Annotated in this window: 14 protein-coding genes; 13 read left to right on the plus strand and 1 reads right to left on the minus strand. The window is 67.0% G+C overall.

All coding sequences use genetic code 11. From position 1 onward, the window contains the following. Positions 1 to 4 precede the first annotated feature (4 nt). Positions 5 to 337, plus strand: a complete 333-nt coding sequence (gene cyaY / locus BLR05_RS15805) for an iron donor protein CyaY (RefSeq protein WP_092835883.1) — start codon at positions 5 to 7, stop codon at positions 335 to 337. A gap of 93 nt (positions 338 to 430) precedes the next feature. Here the strand turns inward: cyaY and BLR05_RS15810 are convergent, their stop codons facing one another. After that, positions 431 to 2,824 carry a penicillin-binding protein 1A gene (locus BLR05_RS15810; protein WP_092835885.1) on the minus strand — a complete coding sequence of 798 codons (2,394 nt, stop codon included), beginning with the start codon at positions 2,822 to 2,824 and terminating at the stop codon, positions 431 to 433. Between the two features lie 274 nt (positions 2,825 to 3,098). Here BLR05_RS15810 and BLR05_RS15815 point away from each other — a divergent pair, with 274 nt between their 5' ends. The 12 genes from BLR05_RS15815 (at position 3,099) to BLR05_RS15870 (ending at position 15,612) form a co-directional block, all read left to right on the plus strand. Beyond that, the gene (locus BLR05_RS15815; RefSeq protein ID WP_092835887.1) at positions 3,099 to 4,178 is read left to right on the plus strand and encodes a pilus assembly protein PilM; all 1,080 of its coding nucleotides are present in this window, start codon (positions 3,099 to 3,101) and stop codon (positions 4,176 to 4,178) included. Continuing rightward, positions 4,175 to 4,789, plus strand: a complete 615-nt coding sequence (locus BLR05_RS15820) for a PilN domain-containing protein (protein WP_092835889.1) — start codon at positions 4,175 to 4,177, stop codon at positions 4,787 to 4,789. Before BLR05_RS15815 ends, BLR05_RS15820 begins: the two co-directional genes overlap by 4 nt. Positions 4,790 to 4,791: 2 nt before the next feature. Beyond that, positions 4,792 to 5,472: a type IV pilus inner membrane component PilO gene (locus BLR05_RS15825; protein ID WP_192883867.1), complete on the plus strand. Its 681-nt coding sequence runs from the start codon at positions 4,792 to 4,794 to the stop codon at positions 5,470 to 5,472. Beyond that, positions 5,469 to 6,014 carry a pilus assembly protein PilP gene (locus BLR05_RS15830; RefSeq protein ID WP_092835894.1) on the plus strand — a complete coding sequence of 182 codons (546 nt, stop codon included), beginning with the start codon at positions 5,469 to 5,471 and terminating at the stop codon, positions 6,012 to 6,014. Before BLR05_RS15825 ends, BLR05_RS15830 begins: the two co-directional genes overlap by 4 nt. Then, positions 6,011 to 8,158, plus strand: a complete 2,148-nt coding sequence (locus BLR05_RS15835; RefSeq protein ID WP_092835896.1) for a type IV pilus secretin PilQ — start codon at positions 6,011 to 6,013, stop codon at positions 8,156 to 8,158. Before BLR05_RS15830 ends, BLR05_RS15835 begins: the two co-directional genes overlap by 4 nt. A gap of 32 nt (positions 8,159 to 8,190) precedes the next feature. Then, complete coding sequence (locus BLR05_RS15840; protein ID WP_225979123.1) at positions 8,191 to 10,023, plus strand: Ig-like domain-containing protein; 1,833 nt, start codon at positions 8,191 to 8,193, stop codon at positions 10,021 to 10,023. Further along, positions 10,005 to 10,556, plus strand: a complete 552-nt coding sequence (locus tag BLR05_RS15845) for a shikimate kinase (RefSeq protein ID WP_092835901.1) — start codon at positions 10,005 to 10,007, stop codon at positions 10,554 to 10,556. Before BLR05_RS15840 ends, BLR05_RS15845 begins: the two co-directional genes overlap by 19 nt. A gap of 227 nt (positions 10,557 to 10,783) precedes the next feature. Then, positions 10,784 to 11,914, plus strand: a complete 1,131-nt coding sequence (aroB, locus tag BLR05_RS15850) for a 3-dehydroquinate synthase (protein WP_167361278.1) — start codon at positions 10,784 to 10,786, stop codon at positions 11,912 to 11,914. Positions 11,915 to 11,936: 22 nt separating this feature from the next. Beyond that, a complete protein-coding gene (locus BLR05_RS15855; protein ID WP_092835905.1) occupies positions 11,937 to 13,196 on the plus strand; it encodes a deoxyguanosinetriphosphate triphosphohydrolase in 1,260 nt (419 codons plus the stop codon). A gap of 94 nt (positions 13,197 to 13,290) precedes the next feature. Next, positions 13,291 to 13,926, plus strand: a complete 636-nt coding sequence (locus BLR05_RS15860; RefSeq protein WP_092835907.1) for a DUF1415 domain-containing protein — start codon at positions 13,291 to 13,293, stop codon at positions 13,924 to 13,926. Continuing rightward, positions 13,923 to 14,879: a class I SAM-dependent methyltransferase gene (locus BLR05_RS15865; RefSeq protein WP_377777337.1), complete on the plus strand. Its 957-nt coding sequence runs from the start codon at positions 13,923 to 13,925 to the stop codon at positions 14,877 to 14,879. Before BLR05_RS15860 ends, BLR05_RS15865 begins: the two co-directional genes overlap by 4 nt. 37 nt (positions 14,880 to 14,916) lie before the next feature. Next, positions 14,917 to 15,612: a transposase gene (locus BLR05_RS15870; RefSeq protein WP_092835909.1), complete on the plus strand. Its 696-nt coding sequence runs from the start codon at positions 14,917 to 14,919 to the stop codon at positions 15,610 to 15,612. The last annotated feature ends 217 nt before the right edge of the window (positions 15,613 to 15,829 follow it).

The following is a 15,829-nucleotide window of genomic DNA, read 5'->3' on the forward strand; positions in this document are numbered from 1 at the left end:
AGTAATGACCGATCCCGAATTCCTGGACCATGCCGAGAAACTGCTGCTGGCGGTGGAGCAGGGCTGCGACCGCATCAACGATGCGACCGACGCCGACCTGGACGCCCAGCGCTCGGGCGGCATGGTGACCATCACCTTCCCCAACCGCAGCCAGATCGTCATCAACCTGCAAAAGCCGCTGCACGAAATCTGGATGGCTGCGCAGTCGGGCGGCTACCACTACCGGTTCGAGGATGGCACCTGGCAGGACACCAAGGGTGCCGGCGAGTTCTTCGCTGCACTGAGCCGGGACGCGTCCCGGCAGGCGGGCATGCCGCTGGCGTTCTCCGCGGCCTGAGCGCCGGGCAGTTTTCCCAGGAAGTTCCTCCAGGAAAAAAGGCACCGCGGCCGAAGCCGGGGTGCCTCCGTCGCCGCTGCGCGCGAGGGGGAGTCAGTTCCTGAACAGGTCCAGGATGCGGTTGCGCTCCTCCGCGGGAGGTTGCGCCTGCGGCGGCGCGCCGGGCACCGCGGCGGCGGGGTGGTCTTCCATGCCCACGCTCGCCACGCCGGCGTTGCGGGCGAACTCCTCGTAGAACCACTCGCCACCGACGTTCACGACGCCGGGCGGCACGGTCGGCTCGGCCACGGGCACTCCCTTCAGGGCGCGCTCCATGAAGCTGATCCAGACCGGCAGGCTCAGGCCGCCGCCGGTTTCGCGGCTGCCGAGGTTGCGCGGGGTGTCGTAGCCGATCCAGGTGACTGCCGCGATCGTGGGCTGGAAGCCCGCGAACCACGCATCCATGGCATCGTTGGTGGTGCCGGTCTTGCCGTAGATATCCGGCCGCTTGAGCGTCGCCTGGGCACGGGCGGCCGTGCCCGAGCGCGTCACTTCCTGCAGCAGGCTGTCCATCACGAACGCGTTGCGTGCCTCGATGGCGCGCGGGTTGTCCGAGGTCGCCGGGGGCTCGAAGTTGGACAGTATGCGTCCCTTGTGGTCTGTCACCCGGGTGATGAGGTAGGGGTTCACGCGGTAGCCGCCATTGGCGAACACCGAATAGGCGGACACCATCTGCATGGGCGTCACGGAGCCGGCGCCCAGCGCCATCGTCAGGTAGGCAGGGTGCTTGTCCGCATCGAAGCCGAATCGCGTGATCCAGTCCTGCCCGGTCTTCGGGCCGACGGCCTGGAGGATGCGGATGGACACGACGTTCTTGGACTTGGCCAGCGCGGTGCGCAGCGTCATGGGGCCGTCGTACTTGCCGTCGTAGTTCTTGGGCTCCCAGGGCTGGCCGCCCGTGGTGCCGGCGCTGAAGAACAGCGGGGCGTCGTTCACCACCGTCGCGGGCGTGAATCCCTTCTCGAGCGCGGCCGAATAGATGAAGGGCTTGAAGCTCGAGCCCGGCTGCCGCCATGCCTGGGTGACGTGGTTGAACTTGTTCTTGTCGAAGTCGAAGCCTCCCACGAGCGCCTTGATCGCGCCGTTGCGGGGATCGACGGCGACGAAGGCACCCTCGACCTCGGGCAGCTGCGTGATGTCCCAGGTCTTCTTCGGCGTCTGGATGATGCGGATCACCGCGCCGCGGCGGATGCGGATATTGGGTGGTGCCTTGTCGCTGAGCCCCGACTGCGCGGGCTTGAGCCCGTCGCCCGTGATCTCGATCGGCTCGCCATTCGCGCGCGCCGCCACGATCTTCTTCGGGGATGCCTCCAGCACCACGGCAGACAGCACGTCGCCATTGTCGGGATGGCTCGCGAGCGTGTCGTCGATGACGTCCTCTGCCTCCTGGGCATCGGTGGGCAGGGCGACGAATTTCTCCGGCCCGCGGTAATGCTGGCGGCGCTCATAGTCCATGATGCCCTTGCGCAGCGCCTGGTAGGCCGCTTCCTGGTCGCCCGCCGTCAGGGTGGTATAGACATTCAGGCCGCGCGTATAGGCCTCGCTGCCATATTGCGCGAAGATGAGCTGGCGTGCCATCTCGGCCACGTATTCGGCATGGATGCGGGTATTGTCCGGGCCGCCGGGGCGGATCTTCAGGTCTTCCTGCTTGGCGGCCGCGCCTTCCTCGGCGGTGATGAAGCCGTTCTCCACCATGCGATCAATGATGTAGAGCTGGCGTATGCGCGCGCGCTTGGGATTGCTGATGGGGTTGTATGCGGAAGGCGCCTTGGGCAGGCCAGCCAGCATCGCTGCCTCGGCAATGCTGATGGATTTCAGCGGTTTTCCGAAATACGCTTCGGATGCCGCAGCGAAACCGTATGCCCGGTTACCCAGATAAATCTGGTTCATGTAAATCTCCAGAATCTGGTTTTTTGTCAGCAGATGCTCGAGTTTGAATGTTAGTAATATTTCGTAAATTTTGCGTGTGATTGTTTTTTCGGATGAGAGATAAACATTGCGCGCCACCTGCATGGTGATGGTGGAGGCGCCCTGGCTCTTCACCCGTCCCAGGTTGGCCAGGCCCGCGCGCACCATGCCCTTGTAGTCCACGCCGCCGTGCTGGAAGAAGCGGGCGTCCTCGATGGCCAGCACCGCATTGGTCATGACCTTGGGGATGTCCTGGATGGGCGTCAGGTTCCGGCGCTCTTCGCCGAATTCGCCGAGCAGAGCCCCTTCCGCGGAATAGACGCGCAGCGGCAGCTTGGGCCGGTAGTCGGCGAGGTCGGAGATGTCCGGCAGGTTGGGGTAGGCCACCGCCAGCGCCACGGCGATCAGCAGAGCCAGGCCCAGAGCGCCCGCAGCCGCGATCCCCAAGAGCCAGGCCAGGCTCCTGAGCAGCCAGCGGAGCCACGTGGGACGGGCGGGAGCGCTCTCGCGAGCAGTCTTGTCGGTGGGGGGAGGCGGCATATCTGTCCAGTGCAAATCAACCGGGCATTATAAAAAAACGGGCGTTGCATCAAGGTTTTTTCAGGACCGGCCGCCGGCGCCGCGTCCGGCGCTGCCGTGCTTGCGGCCGCATGCATTTAACGCCCCGCAACGGCCTGAAAACCGTCTGCTTTTGACAACGTAACGCCGGCTTCGGCGGCGGGAAACGCTTTGCCGCTCCGCAACCTTACTGCTAGCATTCATGTGAAGTGTTAAGTTTTGTTGCGTCAATAAGGCGAGTTACAGGGGGCCAATCTTGATCTCTTTGGGATCTTTGTTCAGTCGCCAGGCTGCGCCGCTGCTGGGCATCGACATCAGCTCCTCCAGCGTCAAGCTGGTCGAGCTCGGGCGCGACAAGGCAGGGGGGCTGGTACTGGAACGTTGCGCGATCGAGCCGCTGGAGCGGGGCTGGATCAGCGACGGCAACATCGAAAAATTCGACGAGGTCGCCGAGGCCCTGCGCCGGCTGGTGAAAAAGAGCGGCACGCGCACCCGGAACGTGGCGCTCGCGCTGCCGCCTTCGGCCGTCATCACCAAGCGCATCACCCTGCCGGGGGGCATGACGGAGCAGGAACTCGAGGTCCAGGTCGAGTCCGAGGCCAACCAGTACATCCCGTTCTCCCTGGACGAGGTGAGCCTCGATTTCTGCGTCATCGGCCCCAACAAGAGCGCGCCCGGCGACGTGGACGTGCTGATCGCGGCCTCGCGGCGCGAGAAGGTGCAGGACCGGCAGGGGCTGGCCGAGGCCGCGGGGCTCAAGCCGGTCATCGTGGACATCGAATCCCATGCGTCACGCCTTGCCGCGGGCCGGCTCATCGAGGCCCTGCCGCAGCAGGGCAGGGATGCGCTGGTGGCGCTGTTCGAGGTGGGGGCCCTCACGACGAGCATGCAGGTCATACGCAACGAGGAAGTCCTCTACGACAGGGACCAGGCCTTCGGCGGCGCGCAACTGACCCAGCTCATCGTGCGGCAATACGGTTTTTCCGCCGAGGAAGCGGAGAGCAAGAAGCGCAGCGGCGACCTGCCGGAGGACTATTCCTCGGCCGTCCTCCGCCCGTTCGTGGACAGCATGGCTCAGGAAATCGGCCGTGCATTGCAGTTCTTCTTCACCAGTACCCCTTACAACCGGGTGGATCACATCATGCTGGCCGGCGGCTCCGCGCCGCTGCCCGGCCTGACGGAAGCCGTCACGCAGCACTCGGGCTGTGCCTGCACGGCCATCAATCCCTTTGAGGGCATGGAGATCGGAAGTTCCGTCCGTCTCAAGAAGATGGTGCGCGAGGCGCCTTCCTACCTGACTTCGTGCGGGCTCGCCATGCGGAGGTTCCTCCAGTGATTCTCATCAACCTGCTGCCCCACCGCGAGGCAGCCCGGAAGCGCCGCAAGGAAGCTTTCCAGGTGGCGATGTTCGCGTCGTTCCTGGCGGGCCTCGCGATCGCCGCCATCGTCTACTGGTGGTTCCAGATGATGATCGGCGAGCAGCAGGGACGCAACGCGTTCCTGCAGTCCGAGATCCAGGTCCTGGAGGGCCAGATCAAGGAGATCGCCACGATCGAGGAAGAGATCGCCGCCCTGCGCGCGCGCCAGAAGGCCGTGGAGGACCTCCAGTCCGACCGCAACCTGCCCGTCCACCTGCTCTCGGAACTGGTGCGGCAGCTGCCTGACGGCGTCTACATCACGAGCCTGAAGCAGGCAGACCAGGTCATCACCATGCAGGGCATGGCGCAGTCGAACGAGCGGGTCTCGGAAATGCTGCGCAACCTGGCGGACAACACCCCGTGGTTCTCCAAGCCCGAACTGGTGGAGATCGTGGCCGCGAATGTGGCGCTGACCCCCAGGGACCAGCGCCGGGTGGCTTCGTTCAACGTGCGTTTCCGGCTCATGCGGACCAGCGAGGCGCAGAAGGCCATGGACGGCGCGAGCGCGCCGCGCGCGGCGGGGGGATGAGCATGGCGACAAGAAAAAAAGCATCCGTGGATTTCGGCGCGCTGCAGGACAACCTGCAGCGGCAATTCAGGAACCTGGATCCGAAGGATCCCTCCCTCTGGCCGGCCCTGCCGCGGCTGCTGCTGTGCGTGTTCATCGCCGTGGCCGTGGCTGCGCTGCTCTGGTTCTTCAAGATCAACGAATACCAGGACGAGCTCGAAGCCGAGCGTGCGAAGGAGGTCAGCCTGCGGGAGGACTATCAGCGCAAGCTCGTCAAGGCCGTGAGCCTGGACGCCCTGAAGAAGCAGCGCGAGCAGGTGCAGCAATACGTGATACAGCTGGAAAAGCAGCTGCCGAGCAAGGCAGAGATGGCCGCGCTGCTGTCGGACATCAACCAGGCCGGCCTGGGCCGCAGCCTGCAGTTCGAACTGTTCCGTCCGGGACAGGTGGTGGTGCGCGACTATTACGCGGAGCTGCCCATCGCCATCAGGGTCACGGGCAAGTACCACGACATCGGCGCCTTCGCGGCGGACATCGCCAATCTTTCCCGCATCGTCACGCTGAACAACATCGTGCTGTCGCCCGCGAACGCGAAGGACGCGCCGGCCGGCACGCTGTCCATGGAGGCCACGGCGCGCACGTTCCGCTACCTGGATCCCGATGAGATCCAGGCCCAGCGCAAGGCTGCCGGAGGCAAGAAATGAAGCGGCATCTTCCGTATGCGATGGCCGCGCTCGCGGTGGCAGCGTTGCAGGGCTGCGGCTCCTCCAACGAAGACGAGCTGCGCGAGTGGATGACGCAGCTGCGCGCCACGACGCGTCCGCACGTCACGCCCCTGAGCGAGCCCAAGCGATTCCAGCCCGAGAACTATGTCGTCGACGGCGCGGCCGATCCGTTCAACCAGGCCAAGCTGACGCAGGCGCTGCGCCGCGACTCCGCCCAGGTGGCTTCCAACGCGACGCTGATCGCGCCCGAGATGGCCCGCCGCAAGGAACCTCTGGAGGCCTATCCGCTGGACGCCATGGCCATGGTCGGCAGCCTCGACAAGGGCGGTGTTCCCACCGCCCTCCTGAAGGTGGACAACCTGATCTACCAGGTGCGCGTGGGCAATTACCTGGGGCAGAACTACGGGAAGATCACCCGGATCACCGAGACGGCCATTCAGCTGCGTGAAATAGTCCAGGACGCCACGGGTGACTGGATAGAGCGTCCTGCGACGCTGGATCTCCAAGAGGGGAAGAAATGATTCGAACGAAATGGTTTGGTTTTCGCTGCCGGGCGGCCTTGCTGGCTGCCGCAGCCACGTTCTGCAGCACCTGGGCCCATGCGCAGGCTGCAATCGAGTCGGTCAAGGGCGTGATGCAGAGTGGCACGGAAATGGTCCGCATCGAGCTGTCGCAGCCGCTCGGTGCCGTGCCTTCGGGCTTCGCGATACAGGCGCCGGCCCGTATCGCGCTGGACTTTCCCAACACCACCAACGGAACCGGCAAGTCGCTGGTCGAGGTGAACCAGGGCAACCTCAAGTCGGTGAACATCGTCCAGGCGGGTGACCGTTCGCGGGTGGTCCTCAACCTGAAGCAACCCACGTCGTACAAGGCGGAAGTGCAGGGCTCCGCGCTCATGGTGTCGCTGGAGCCCGTGTCCGGCGGGGCCGTGGCCAGTGCGGCCACCCCCGCGGTGTTCGCCGAAAACCGCAACACCGATGTGCTTGCGCTGCGCGACGTGGATTTCCGCCGCGGCACGGACGGGGCCGGCCGGGTCATCGTCGGCCTGGCCAACAACCAGGTGGGTGTGGACCTGCGAAAGCAGGGCAACAACCTCGTGGTGGAATTCCTCAAATCCTCGCTGCCCGAGGGCCTGCGCAGGCGCCTCGACGTCACGGACTTCGGCACGCCCGTGCGCACCGTGACCACCACCACCCAGGGCGAGCGCGTGCGCATGACGATCGAGCCCATCGGGGAATGGGAGCACAGTGCCTACCAGAGCGACAACCAGTTCGTGGTCGAGGTGCGGCAGAAGAAGGTCGATCTGAACAAGCTGAGCCAGGGGCCGGGCTTCAGCGGCGAGAAGCTGTCGCTCAACTTCCAGAACATCGAAGTGCGCTCGCTGCTGCAGGTGATCGCCGATTTCACCAACTTCAACATCGTCACTTCCGACACCGTGACCGGCGCCCTCACGCTCCGGCTCAAGGACGTCCCCTGGGACCAGGCGCTGCAGATCATCATGGATGCCAAGGGCCTGGGCATGCGCAAGTCCGGCACCGTGCTCTGGATCGCCCCCAAGGACGAGATCGACGCCCGTACGAAGAAGGACTATGAAGCGGCGCTGGCCATCCAGAAGCTCGAACCGCTGCGCACGCAGGCCTTCCAGCTCAACTACGCCAAGGCGGCGGACATGCTGGCCCAGCTGGCCAACAACAGCACCGGCTCCACGGGCATGTCCACGCGCTTCCTGTCCGAGCGCGGCAGCGCGATCGCCGAGCCCCGCACCAACCAGCTCTTCGTCACCGATACGGCTGCGAAGCTGGAGGAAGTGCGCCAGTTGCTGAGCACGCTGGACGTGGCCGTGCGCCAGGTGATGATCGAGGCGCGCATCGTCGAGGCGCGGGACACCTTCGGCCGCTCCCTGGGCGTGCGCCTGGGCGGCGCCGACCTGCGGGCCAACCGCGGGGGCGACGGCGGCTACAGCGTGGGCGGCAACAACCGCCTCGCGATCGGCACCAGCTACAACAACGCCGTCGCATCGAGCGGTGGAGGCGGAACGGTGGCGACGGGTTCGGATGCCGCCGGCTCCACCTTCGTGAACCTGCCGGCCGCGCTCTCGTCGGGTGCCAGCTTCGGCAACTTCGCACTGACGCTCTTCAATTCCGCCGCGAACCGTTTCCTGACCCTGGAGCTGTCCGCCATGGAGGCCGATGGCCAGGGCAAGGTGGTGTCGAGTCCCCGCCTCATCACGGCGGACCAGACCAAGGCCCTCATCGAGCAGGGTACCGAATACCCGTACTCGGTGACGGCCCCGAACGGCGCGACCACCATCGCCTTCAAGAAGGCGGTGCTGAAGCTGGAGGTCACACCCCAGATCACGCCCGAAGGCAACATCATCCTCGACCTGGATGTGAACAAGGACAGCAAGGGAGAGACGACCACGCAGGGTGTCGCCATCGACACGAACCACGTCAAGACGCAGGTTCTGGTGGAGAACGGCGGCACCGTGGTGATCGGCGGGATCTTCCGGTTGGAGGAAACCAACCAGGAGAACAAGATCCCCCTGCTGGGAGACGTGCCGGTCGTCGGCAACCTCTTCAAAAACAGGACCCGTGAGTCCACCAAGCGCGAGATGCTGGTGTTCATCACGCCGAAGGTGATTTCGGACAAAGGTCCGGTCCGTTAAAAGCAAACGAAGGTGAACGAATGAAAGCATTGATGAGAGCTATCGCGGTGACGCTGGCTGCCACGCTTGCAGCGTGTGGAGGAGGTGGTGGGAGCGGTGGCAGCAGCGGCGGCGGAAGCGGCGGCGGCACCACGACGCCGAACGTCGCGTCCATCGAGGTCCTGACCTCCGCGACGACGCTCGCATCTGCCGACACCACGGGCGTCACGGTGACGGCCGTGCTGAAGGATGCTTCCAACAACGCCATTGCGTCCAAGCCGGTGACCTTCAGCGCGAGCAGCGGCACGCTGGCCAGCGTCGCGGCCACCACCGGTACGGACGGGCGCGCCACGGCCATCCTCACCGCCGGCACGGACCGTTCCAACCGCGACATCGTGGTGACGGTAGCGTCGGGCTCCATCACGCAGAAGGCCACCATCCCGGTCTCGGGCACCACGCTGACGGCTTCGGGTGCCACGTCCATGCTGACGGGTGCCTCCGCCAACTTCGCCGTGTCGCTGCGCGACAGCGGCGGGGCCGCCATTGCCGGCACTGCGGTGACCGCGTCTTCGTCTCTGGGCAATGCCGTCACCGCCAGCAGCGCCGCCACGGATGCGAATGGCTCGGTGACGCTGACCTATGCGGCGACCCGCAGCGGCACGGACACGCTGACCATCCAGGGCGCAGGCGCGTCGCAGGCGCTCACCATCAATGTCAGCAGCGTGAATTTCGCCTTCACGGCCCCCGCCGCCAACACGGAGGTGGAGATCAACAGCACGAGCACGGTCACGGTGCGCTACCTGTCGGGCAATGCCGGCGTGGCGGGCAAGACCGTTTCGTTCGGCACGACGCGCGGCACCGTGACGCCCACCCAGGTGGTCACCGATGCGACGGGCTCGGCCACGGTGCAGGTGACGTCTCCGTCGGTGGGCGTTGCCACGGTGAGCGCCCGCGTGGACGACAACGCCATCACGACCCTGCCGCTGAACTTCGTGGCTTCCACGCCGGCGACGCTGGTGCTGCAGACCTCTTCGGCGGCCCTGGCACCCAACCCGGCCGGCAGCAGCGCCAGCCAGGTGCAGCTGCGCGCCACCGTGCGCGACGCCGCCGGCAATGCCGTGAAGGGCAAGACCGTGTTCTTCACCGTGGTGCAGGACCTGAGCGGCGGTGCCATCAAGACGGGCACGGCAGTGACCGATGCCAACGGGCTGGCGACCGACGTGTTCGTGGCCGGCGCCACCTCGACCGCGGCCAATGGCGTGCAGATCCGCGCCAACGTGGCCAACACCAGCATCAGTGCCGTGTCGTCACTGACGGTGAGCAGCCAGGCGCTCTTCATTTCCATCGCGGCCAACAATCAAATTGAAAAGCTGACGACCACGTACCGCAATACGTTCTCCGTGCAGGTCACGGATGCCACCGGCGCGCCGGTGGCCAACCAGAATGTGGCGCTGTCGTACTGGGCGCCGCTGTACGGCAAGGGGATCCTGCTCTTCGACAAGACCAACAGCGTCTGGGCCTACAGGGATAATCCCCCGGCCTTCTGCCTCAATGAAGACACCAACCGCAACGGCATCCTGGATCCAGGCGAGGACCGTGACGGCAACGGCCGCCTGAGCCCGGGGTTGCCGGCCGCCATCGCACCGGCTTCCGTGACCACGGATGCCACCGGCAGCGCCACCTTCACGCTGACCTTTGGCCAGCAATATGCCAACTGGCTCCAGATCGAGCTGGCTGCCAGGGCCATCGTTGCGGGCACGGAATCCAGCACGTTCTTCAGCTTCTTCACGGGGGCACCGTCTTCGGACATGACGAACGCGCAGGTGCCTCCTGCCTCCCAGGTCAGTCCTTTCGGCTCCATCAACAATTGCACGGACCCCAACTGAGCATCCACCTCATCGGGCTTCCAGGCTCGGGGAAATCCACCGTCGGGCGGCATCTCGCCCGGCGGCTGGGTCTGCCCTTCATCGATTCGGACCACGTGATCGAGCAGCGCATCGGCGGCTCGATCCGTGGTTTTTTCGATAGGGAGGGCGAGACCGCCTTCCGCGACCTGGAGGAGGAGGTCATCCACGACCTGACCCGCCCGGAGGTCCGGCCCCGGGTGCTGGCCACGGGCGGCGGGGTCGTGATGCGGGCCGGGAACCGCGCGCGCCTGCGCGATCGGGGCACCGTCGTCTACCTGAACGCTTCGCCGGAAGAAATCTTCCGGCACATCCGACACGACCAGACCCGGCCCCTGCTGCAGGTGGATTCGCCGCTGGACCGGCTCCGCGAACTGCAGCGCGAGCGGGATCCGCTCTACCGGGACGCGGCCCACTTCGTCATTGCGCCGGAGCGTGGCAAGAACGTGGCGGCCCTGGTCCAGAGCATCGCCATGCAGCTGGAACTGGCAGGCATCCACCTGCCAACCCCGTGAGGGCCTGAAGCCAGCCGCCAAAGCGGGCAGGCGCATTCCAGCAGGGACCGGCGACGCCGCCGGGATCGTCCGCATGGCAGCGAGACCTGCGGCACGCCATCTCCCCGCTCCTTTCCCCGTGGACGGAAGCCGATAGACTCCACGGCATGACAGCCGATGCATTTCCCGTTCGAGATACCGACCGGCCCCTCCCGTCCTCCCATGCCGGCGTCGCCGCGCTGGACCGCATGGACCCGTCCTCGGTATCGCCTGCGCCGCAGGGGCATGCCCACCGCGTGGAGATCGCGCTGGGCGACCGGAGCTACGGCATCGAGATCGGTGCGGGCCTGCTGGGCGATGCCCGGACCTATGGTGCGCTGCCCAGGGCCGCCTGCGCGCTGGTCGTGACGAACGAGACCGTGGCGCCGCTCTACGCGGAGCCGTTGCGCGCGGCCCTGTCCGCGCACTATGCCGAGGTCGTCCTGGCCGTGCTGCCCGACGGCGAGGAGCACAAGGACTGGCCGACGCTGAACCGCATTTTCGACACGCTGCTGTCGCACGGCTGCGACCGCAAGACGGTGCTTTTCGCCCTGGGCGGCGGCGTGGTCGGCGACATGACCGGCTTCGCGGCCGCGAGCTACATGCGTGGCGTGCCCTTCGTGCAGGTGCCCACGACCCTGCTCGCGCAGGTGGATTCTTCGGTGGGTGGCAAGACGGCCATCAACCACCCCCTGGGCAAGAACATGATCGGAGCGTTCTACCAGCCGCAGCTGGTGGTGTGCGATCTGGCCACCCTGGCGACGCTGCCTGCGCGGGAGCTGAGCGCGGGGCTGGCCGAGGTCATCAAGTACGGCCCGATCGCGGACATGGAATTCCTGGCCTGGCTCGAAGACCACATCGATGCCCTGCGCGCAGGCGACCACGCAGCCCTGGCCCACGCCGTGCGGCGCAGCTGCGAAATCAAGGCCTGGGTGGTGGGGCAGGACGAGCGCGAGGCCGGCCTGCGCGCCATCCTGAATTTCGGCCATACCTTCGGGCACGCGATCGAGGCGGGCATGGGCTATGGCGTGTGGCTGCACGGCGAAGGCGTGGGTGCGGGCATGGTGATGGCTGCCGAACTGTCGCGCCGGCTGGGCCTGGTGGACGAAGCGTTCATCGCACGGCTGCGCCGCCTCGTCGAGCGTGCCGGCCTGCCCGTGCGGGGCGCCGTGCTCGATCCCGCCGACAACGCCGGCCGCTACCTGGAACTCATGCGGCTGGACAAGAAGTCGGAAGGGGGCGAGATCCGTTTCGTCGTCATCGACGGGCCGGGCCGGGCCGCCGTGCGTGCTGCACCGGACGCGCTGGTGCGCGAGGTCATCGACGCCTGCTGCGCGTGAGCTGAACATGCGGGAGCGCCCGATGGCGGACATGCATTCCCCTGGCGCAGTCGGGCAGTCCGGGTTCGGCGCGGAGGAGGGCGCCGCGGATCAGATCGCCGGCCCGCTCGCGCCCTATGCCAGCGACCCCGCCCGGACGCGGGGCCGCCGCCATCCGCAGGTGCCCGCGCCCACGCGCACCGAGTACCAGCGCGACCGCGACCGCATCGTGCATTCGACCGCGTTCCGCCGGCTGGTGTACAAGACCCAGGTGTTCCTCAATCACGAGGGCGACCTGTTCCGCACCCGGCTCACGCATTCGCTCGAAGTCGCGCAGCTCGGGCGCTCCATCGCGCGCTCGCTGCGCATCAGCGAGGACCTGGTCGAGGCGATTTCGCTGGCGCACGACCTGGGGCATACGCCCTTCGGGCACGCAGGCCAGGATGCGCTGAATGCGTGCATGGCCCCGTACGGCGGCTTCGAGCACAACCTGCAGAGCCTGCGCGTGGTGGATGCGCTGGAGGAGCGCTACCCGGACTACGACGGCCTGAACCTGACGTTCGAAACGCGAGAGGGCATCCTCAAGCACTGCTCGCGCGCCAACGCCGAGCGGCTGGAAGCCTCGGAGCCCGGGGGCGTGGGCGCGCGGTTCCTGCACCGCGAGCAGCCCGGCCTGGAGGCGCAGTTGTGCAACCTGGCCGACGAGATCGCCTACAACGCCCACGACATCGACGATGGCGTCCGTTCCGGCCTGATCACGCTGGCGCAGTTGCGCGACGTGCCGCTGTTCGACCGGTTCCGGGCCGATGCCGAGCGGGAGCATTCGCACCTGGCCGCGCCGCAGGCGCAGCGGCGGCTGTTGCACGAGGCCATCCGCCGCATGCTGAGCGCCCAGGTGTATGACGTGATCGGTGCCACCGAAGCCGCGCTGGCGCAGTCGGCACCGCGCACGGCGGACGATGTGCGCCGCATGCCCCCGATGGTGGCTTTCAGTGCGGCCATGCGCGCGCAGTCCCTCGAGCTCAAGCGCTTCCTGTTCCAGAACCTCTACCGGCATCCGCAGGTGATGGAAACCACCGGCCACGCCCAGCAGGTGGTGCGCGACCTGTTCGGCATCTACGCGGAGCGGCCTTCGGAAATGAAGCACCGGTTCGCCGAACGTGCGGTGGCGGCGCAGGAGGCGGCTTCCGATAATGGCGGCATGCCCCATGCCCGCACCGTCGCCGACTTCATCGCCGGCATGACGGACCGCTTCGCGGTGCGCGAGCACGAGCGGCTCACGGGCCAGCGCCTGCTGTCCTGAGCCCCGGCGGCGACGGCGCAGGGAACCCGGCCGGAAGGTGGCCGATAAAATCGGCCTGCTTCCCGACCCCATGCCTGCCTTGCCGAAAGACCCCATGACCGAATCCCCCGCCGACGCGGTGCCGCCTTCCGCCACCGCGAGCGCATCCACCATGCACCAGACCGTGACCGACGACATGGTCCGCTGGCTGGAGCGCGCGGTGATCGGGCTGAATCTCTGCCCCTTCGCCAAGGCCGTGCACGTCAAGGGCCAGATCCACTACGTGGTGAGCGAGGCCGAGGACGCCCGCGCCCTCATCGAAGACCTGCAGCGCGAACTGGAGGCCCTGGCCGAGGCCTCCCCCGAGCAGCGGGACACCACCCTGCTGATCGCCCCCCGCTGCATGGAGGATTTTCTCGATTTCAATGACTTCCTCGGCCTGGCCGACGATCTCGTCGAAGCCATGGACCTGGGCGGCATCCTGCAGGTGGCTTCGTTCCATCCGCGCTTCCAGTTCGCGGACACGGAAGGGGATGACGTGGGCAATGCCACGAACCGGGCGCCGTATCCCACGCTGCACCTGCTGCGCGAGGAAAGCATCGACCGGGCCGTGGAGGCCTTCCCCGAGGCGGAGGCGATCTTCGAGCGCAATATCGAGGTGCTGGAGGAACTGGGCGCCGACGGATGGGCGGCGCTCGACGTGGGGCCGCGCTGCCCTGTGGCGCACGGCGGCGCGCGGAGCGGGTCGTGAAGGCCGGCCGCACGGCGGCGAAATCCCCGCAGGCCGGCGGGCAGCAAGGGCCGGGGCCGGCCGCCGCGGATGCCCAGGTGCTGCAGGAACTGCGGCCCGGACAGTCCGTGGAGCTGCTCAAGGAACTGCACATCCTCACGCGCGAAGGCCGGCTCAACCAGGATTCGCGCCGCAAGCTCAAGCAGGTGTACCACCTGTTCCAGTTCATCGACCCCCTGCTGCGCGAGCTCGCGCAGGACGGGCAGGCCCCCACGCTGGCGGACCACGGCGCCGGCAAGTCGTACCTGGGCTTCATCCTCCACGACCTGTTTTTCCGGGAGCTCGGGCGCGGCCACATCTACGGCATCGAGACCCGTGCCGAACTGGTGGAGCGTTCGCAGGCGCTGTCCCGGCGCCTGGGCTTCGAACGCATGTCGTTCCTGGCCCTGAGCGTGGCGGAGTCCATGCAGGCCGATGCGCTGCCCCCGCGCATCGACGTGGTGACGGCGCTGCATGCCTGCGATACCGCGACGGATGACGCGATCGCCTTCGGACTCGCCAAACAGGCGCGCGCCATGGTGCTGGTGCCGTGCTGCCAGGCCGAGGTCGCGGCCTGCCTGCGCCAGAACAAGGCCCTGGCCCTGGCGCGCACGCCCCTGGCCGAACTGTGGCGCCACCCGCTGCACACGCGCGAGCTGGGCAGCCAGCTGACCAACGTGCTGCGTTGCCTGTACCTGGAAGCCAGTGGCTACCAGGTCACGGTGACGGAGCTGGTGGGTTGGGAGCACAGCATGAAGAACGAGTTGATCGTGGCGCGGCATATCGGCCAGCGCAAGCGCAGTGCGGCCGAGCGGCTGCGTGCGATCCTCGCCGAGTTCGGGCTGGAGCGGGACCTCGGGCCGCGCTTCGGCCTCGAAGCCGGTGCGTGCCAGGCCGAGGCACCGGTGCAGGGCATGCCGGACGTGCCGGCCTGATGGCGGCCGAAAGCCCCATTCCGCTGCCGAGCCCGCCATGGCCCGCCTTCCCCGCCTGACCCTTCCCGGCTACCCCCACCATGTGATCCACCGGGGGAACAACCGGCAGGCGGTGTTCGTGGACCGGCAGGACCGGGAGTTCCTGCTCGAGATGCTCGCGGAGCAGGCGCGTGCCTGCGAGGTGGCCGTGCATGCCTATGTGCTGATGGACAACCATTTCCACCTGCTGGCCACGCCGGGCACCGCAGAGGGCATTCCGCTGCTGATGCAGGCCGTGGGCCGCCGCTATGTGCGCGTGTTCAACCAGCGCCACGGACGCACCGGCACGCTGTGGGAGGGGCGCTACCGGTCCACGGTGGTCGAGCCCGGCCGGTACCTGCTGCCGTGCATGGCCTATATCGACCTCAATCCGGTCCGGTCGGGGCTGGTGGCCGATCCGGCGGACTATCCGTGGTCCAGCCATGCGCATGCGCGCGGCCTGCGCTCCGACCGCCTGGTGACGCCACATGCGCTCTACTGGGCGCTGGGCAACACGCCGTTCGCGCGCGAGGCCGCCTATGCCGCGCTGGTGCAGGCCGGCCTGCCCGCTGCCGAGCAGGCGGCGATCGCGGCCTCCGCCCTGTCGGGGTGGGCGCTGGGCGGCCCGGATTTCCTGGACGAACTCCGGCGGCAGACCGATCGCCGCGTCACCAAGGCCCGCCCGGGGCGGCCGCGCAAGCCGGCTGCCGGCTGACGGCGTTCACCGCGTGCTGTCCAGCGCTCGCCCGCAGGAGGCGGCTCTGGAAGCGGCTGCCATCGGATGTTGTGGCCCGGGCCTGCTCTTTTTTGATATGTCCCCAATTAATTCGGCTGTGATTTATTGTTTGGTCATATTGGTATCTGACCCTTATTAAATAACTTGCAGGCTTTTGCTGCAATGCACTACGCTTGTGGTCCCTGCGATTCTTATT

Origin of the sequence: Paracidovorax cattleyae, assembly GCF_900104515.1 — a bacterium.
GTDB lineage: Bacteria > Pseudomonadota > Gammaproteobacteria > Burkholderiales > Burkholderiaceae_C > Paracidovorax > Paracidovorax cattleyae.

Excerpts from the sequence above, each read along its gene's own strand:
- BLR05_RS15860 (WP_092835907.1), top strand. The coding sequence starts at position 13,291 with ATGACCGAATCCCCCGCCGACGCGGTGCCGCCTTCCGCCACCGCGAGC.
- BLR05_RS15835 (WP_092835896.1), top strand. The coding sequence starts at position 6,011 with ATGATTCGAACGAAATGGTTTGGTTTTCGCTGCCGGGCGGCCTTGCTG.
- BLR05_RS15830 (WP_092835894.1), top strand. The coding sequence starts at position 5,469 with ATGAAGCGGCATCTTCCGTATGCGATGGCCGCGCTCGCGGTGGCAGCG.
- aroB (WP_167361278.1), top strand. The coding sequence starts at position 10,784 with ATGGACCCGTCCTCGGTATCGCCTGCGCCGCAGGGGCATGCCCACCGC.
- cyaY (WP_092835883.1), top strand. The coding sequence starts at position 5 with ATGACCGATCCCGAATTCCTGGACCATGCCGAGAAACTGCTGCTGGCG.
- BLR05_RS15810 (WP_092835885.1), bottom strand. The coding sequence starts at position 2,824 with ATGCCGCCTCCCCCCACCGACAAGACTGCTCGCGAGAGCGCTCCCGCC.
- BLR05_RS15855 (WP_092835905.1), top strand. The coding sequence starts at position 11,937 with ATGGCGGACATGCATTCCCCTGGCGCAGTCGGGCAGTCCGGGTTCGGC.
- BLR05_RS15870 (WP_092835909.1), top strand. The coding sequence starts at position 14,917 with ATGGCCCGCCTTCCCCGCCTGACCCTTCCCGGCTACCCCCACCATGTG.
- BLR05_RS15840 (WP_225979123.1), top strand. The coding sequence starts at position 8,191 with ATGAGAGCTATCGCGGTGACGCTGGCTGCCACGCTTGCAGCGTGTGGA.
- BLR05_RS15825 (WP_192883867.1), top strand. The coding sequence starts at position 4,792 with ATGGCGACAAGAAAAAAAGCATCCGTGGATTTCGGCGCGCTGCAGGAC.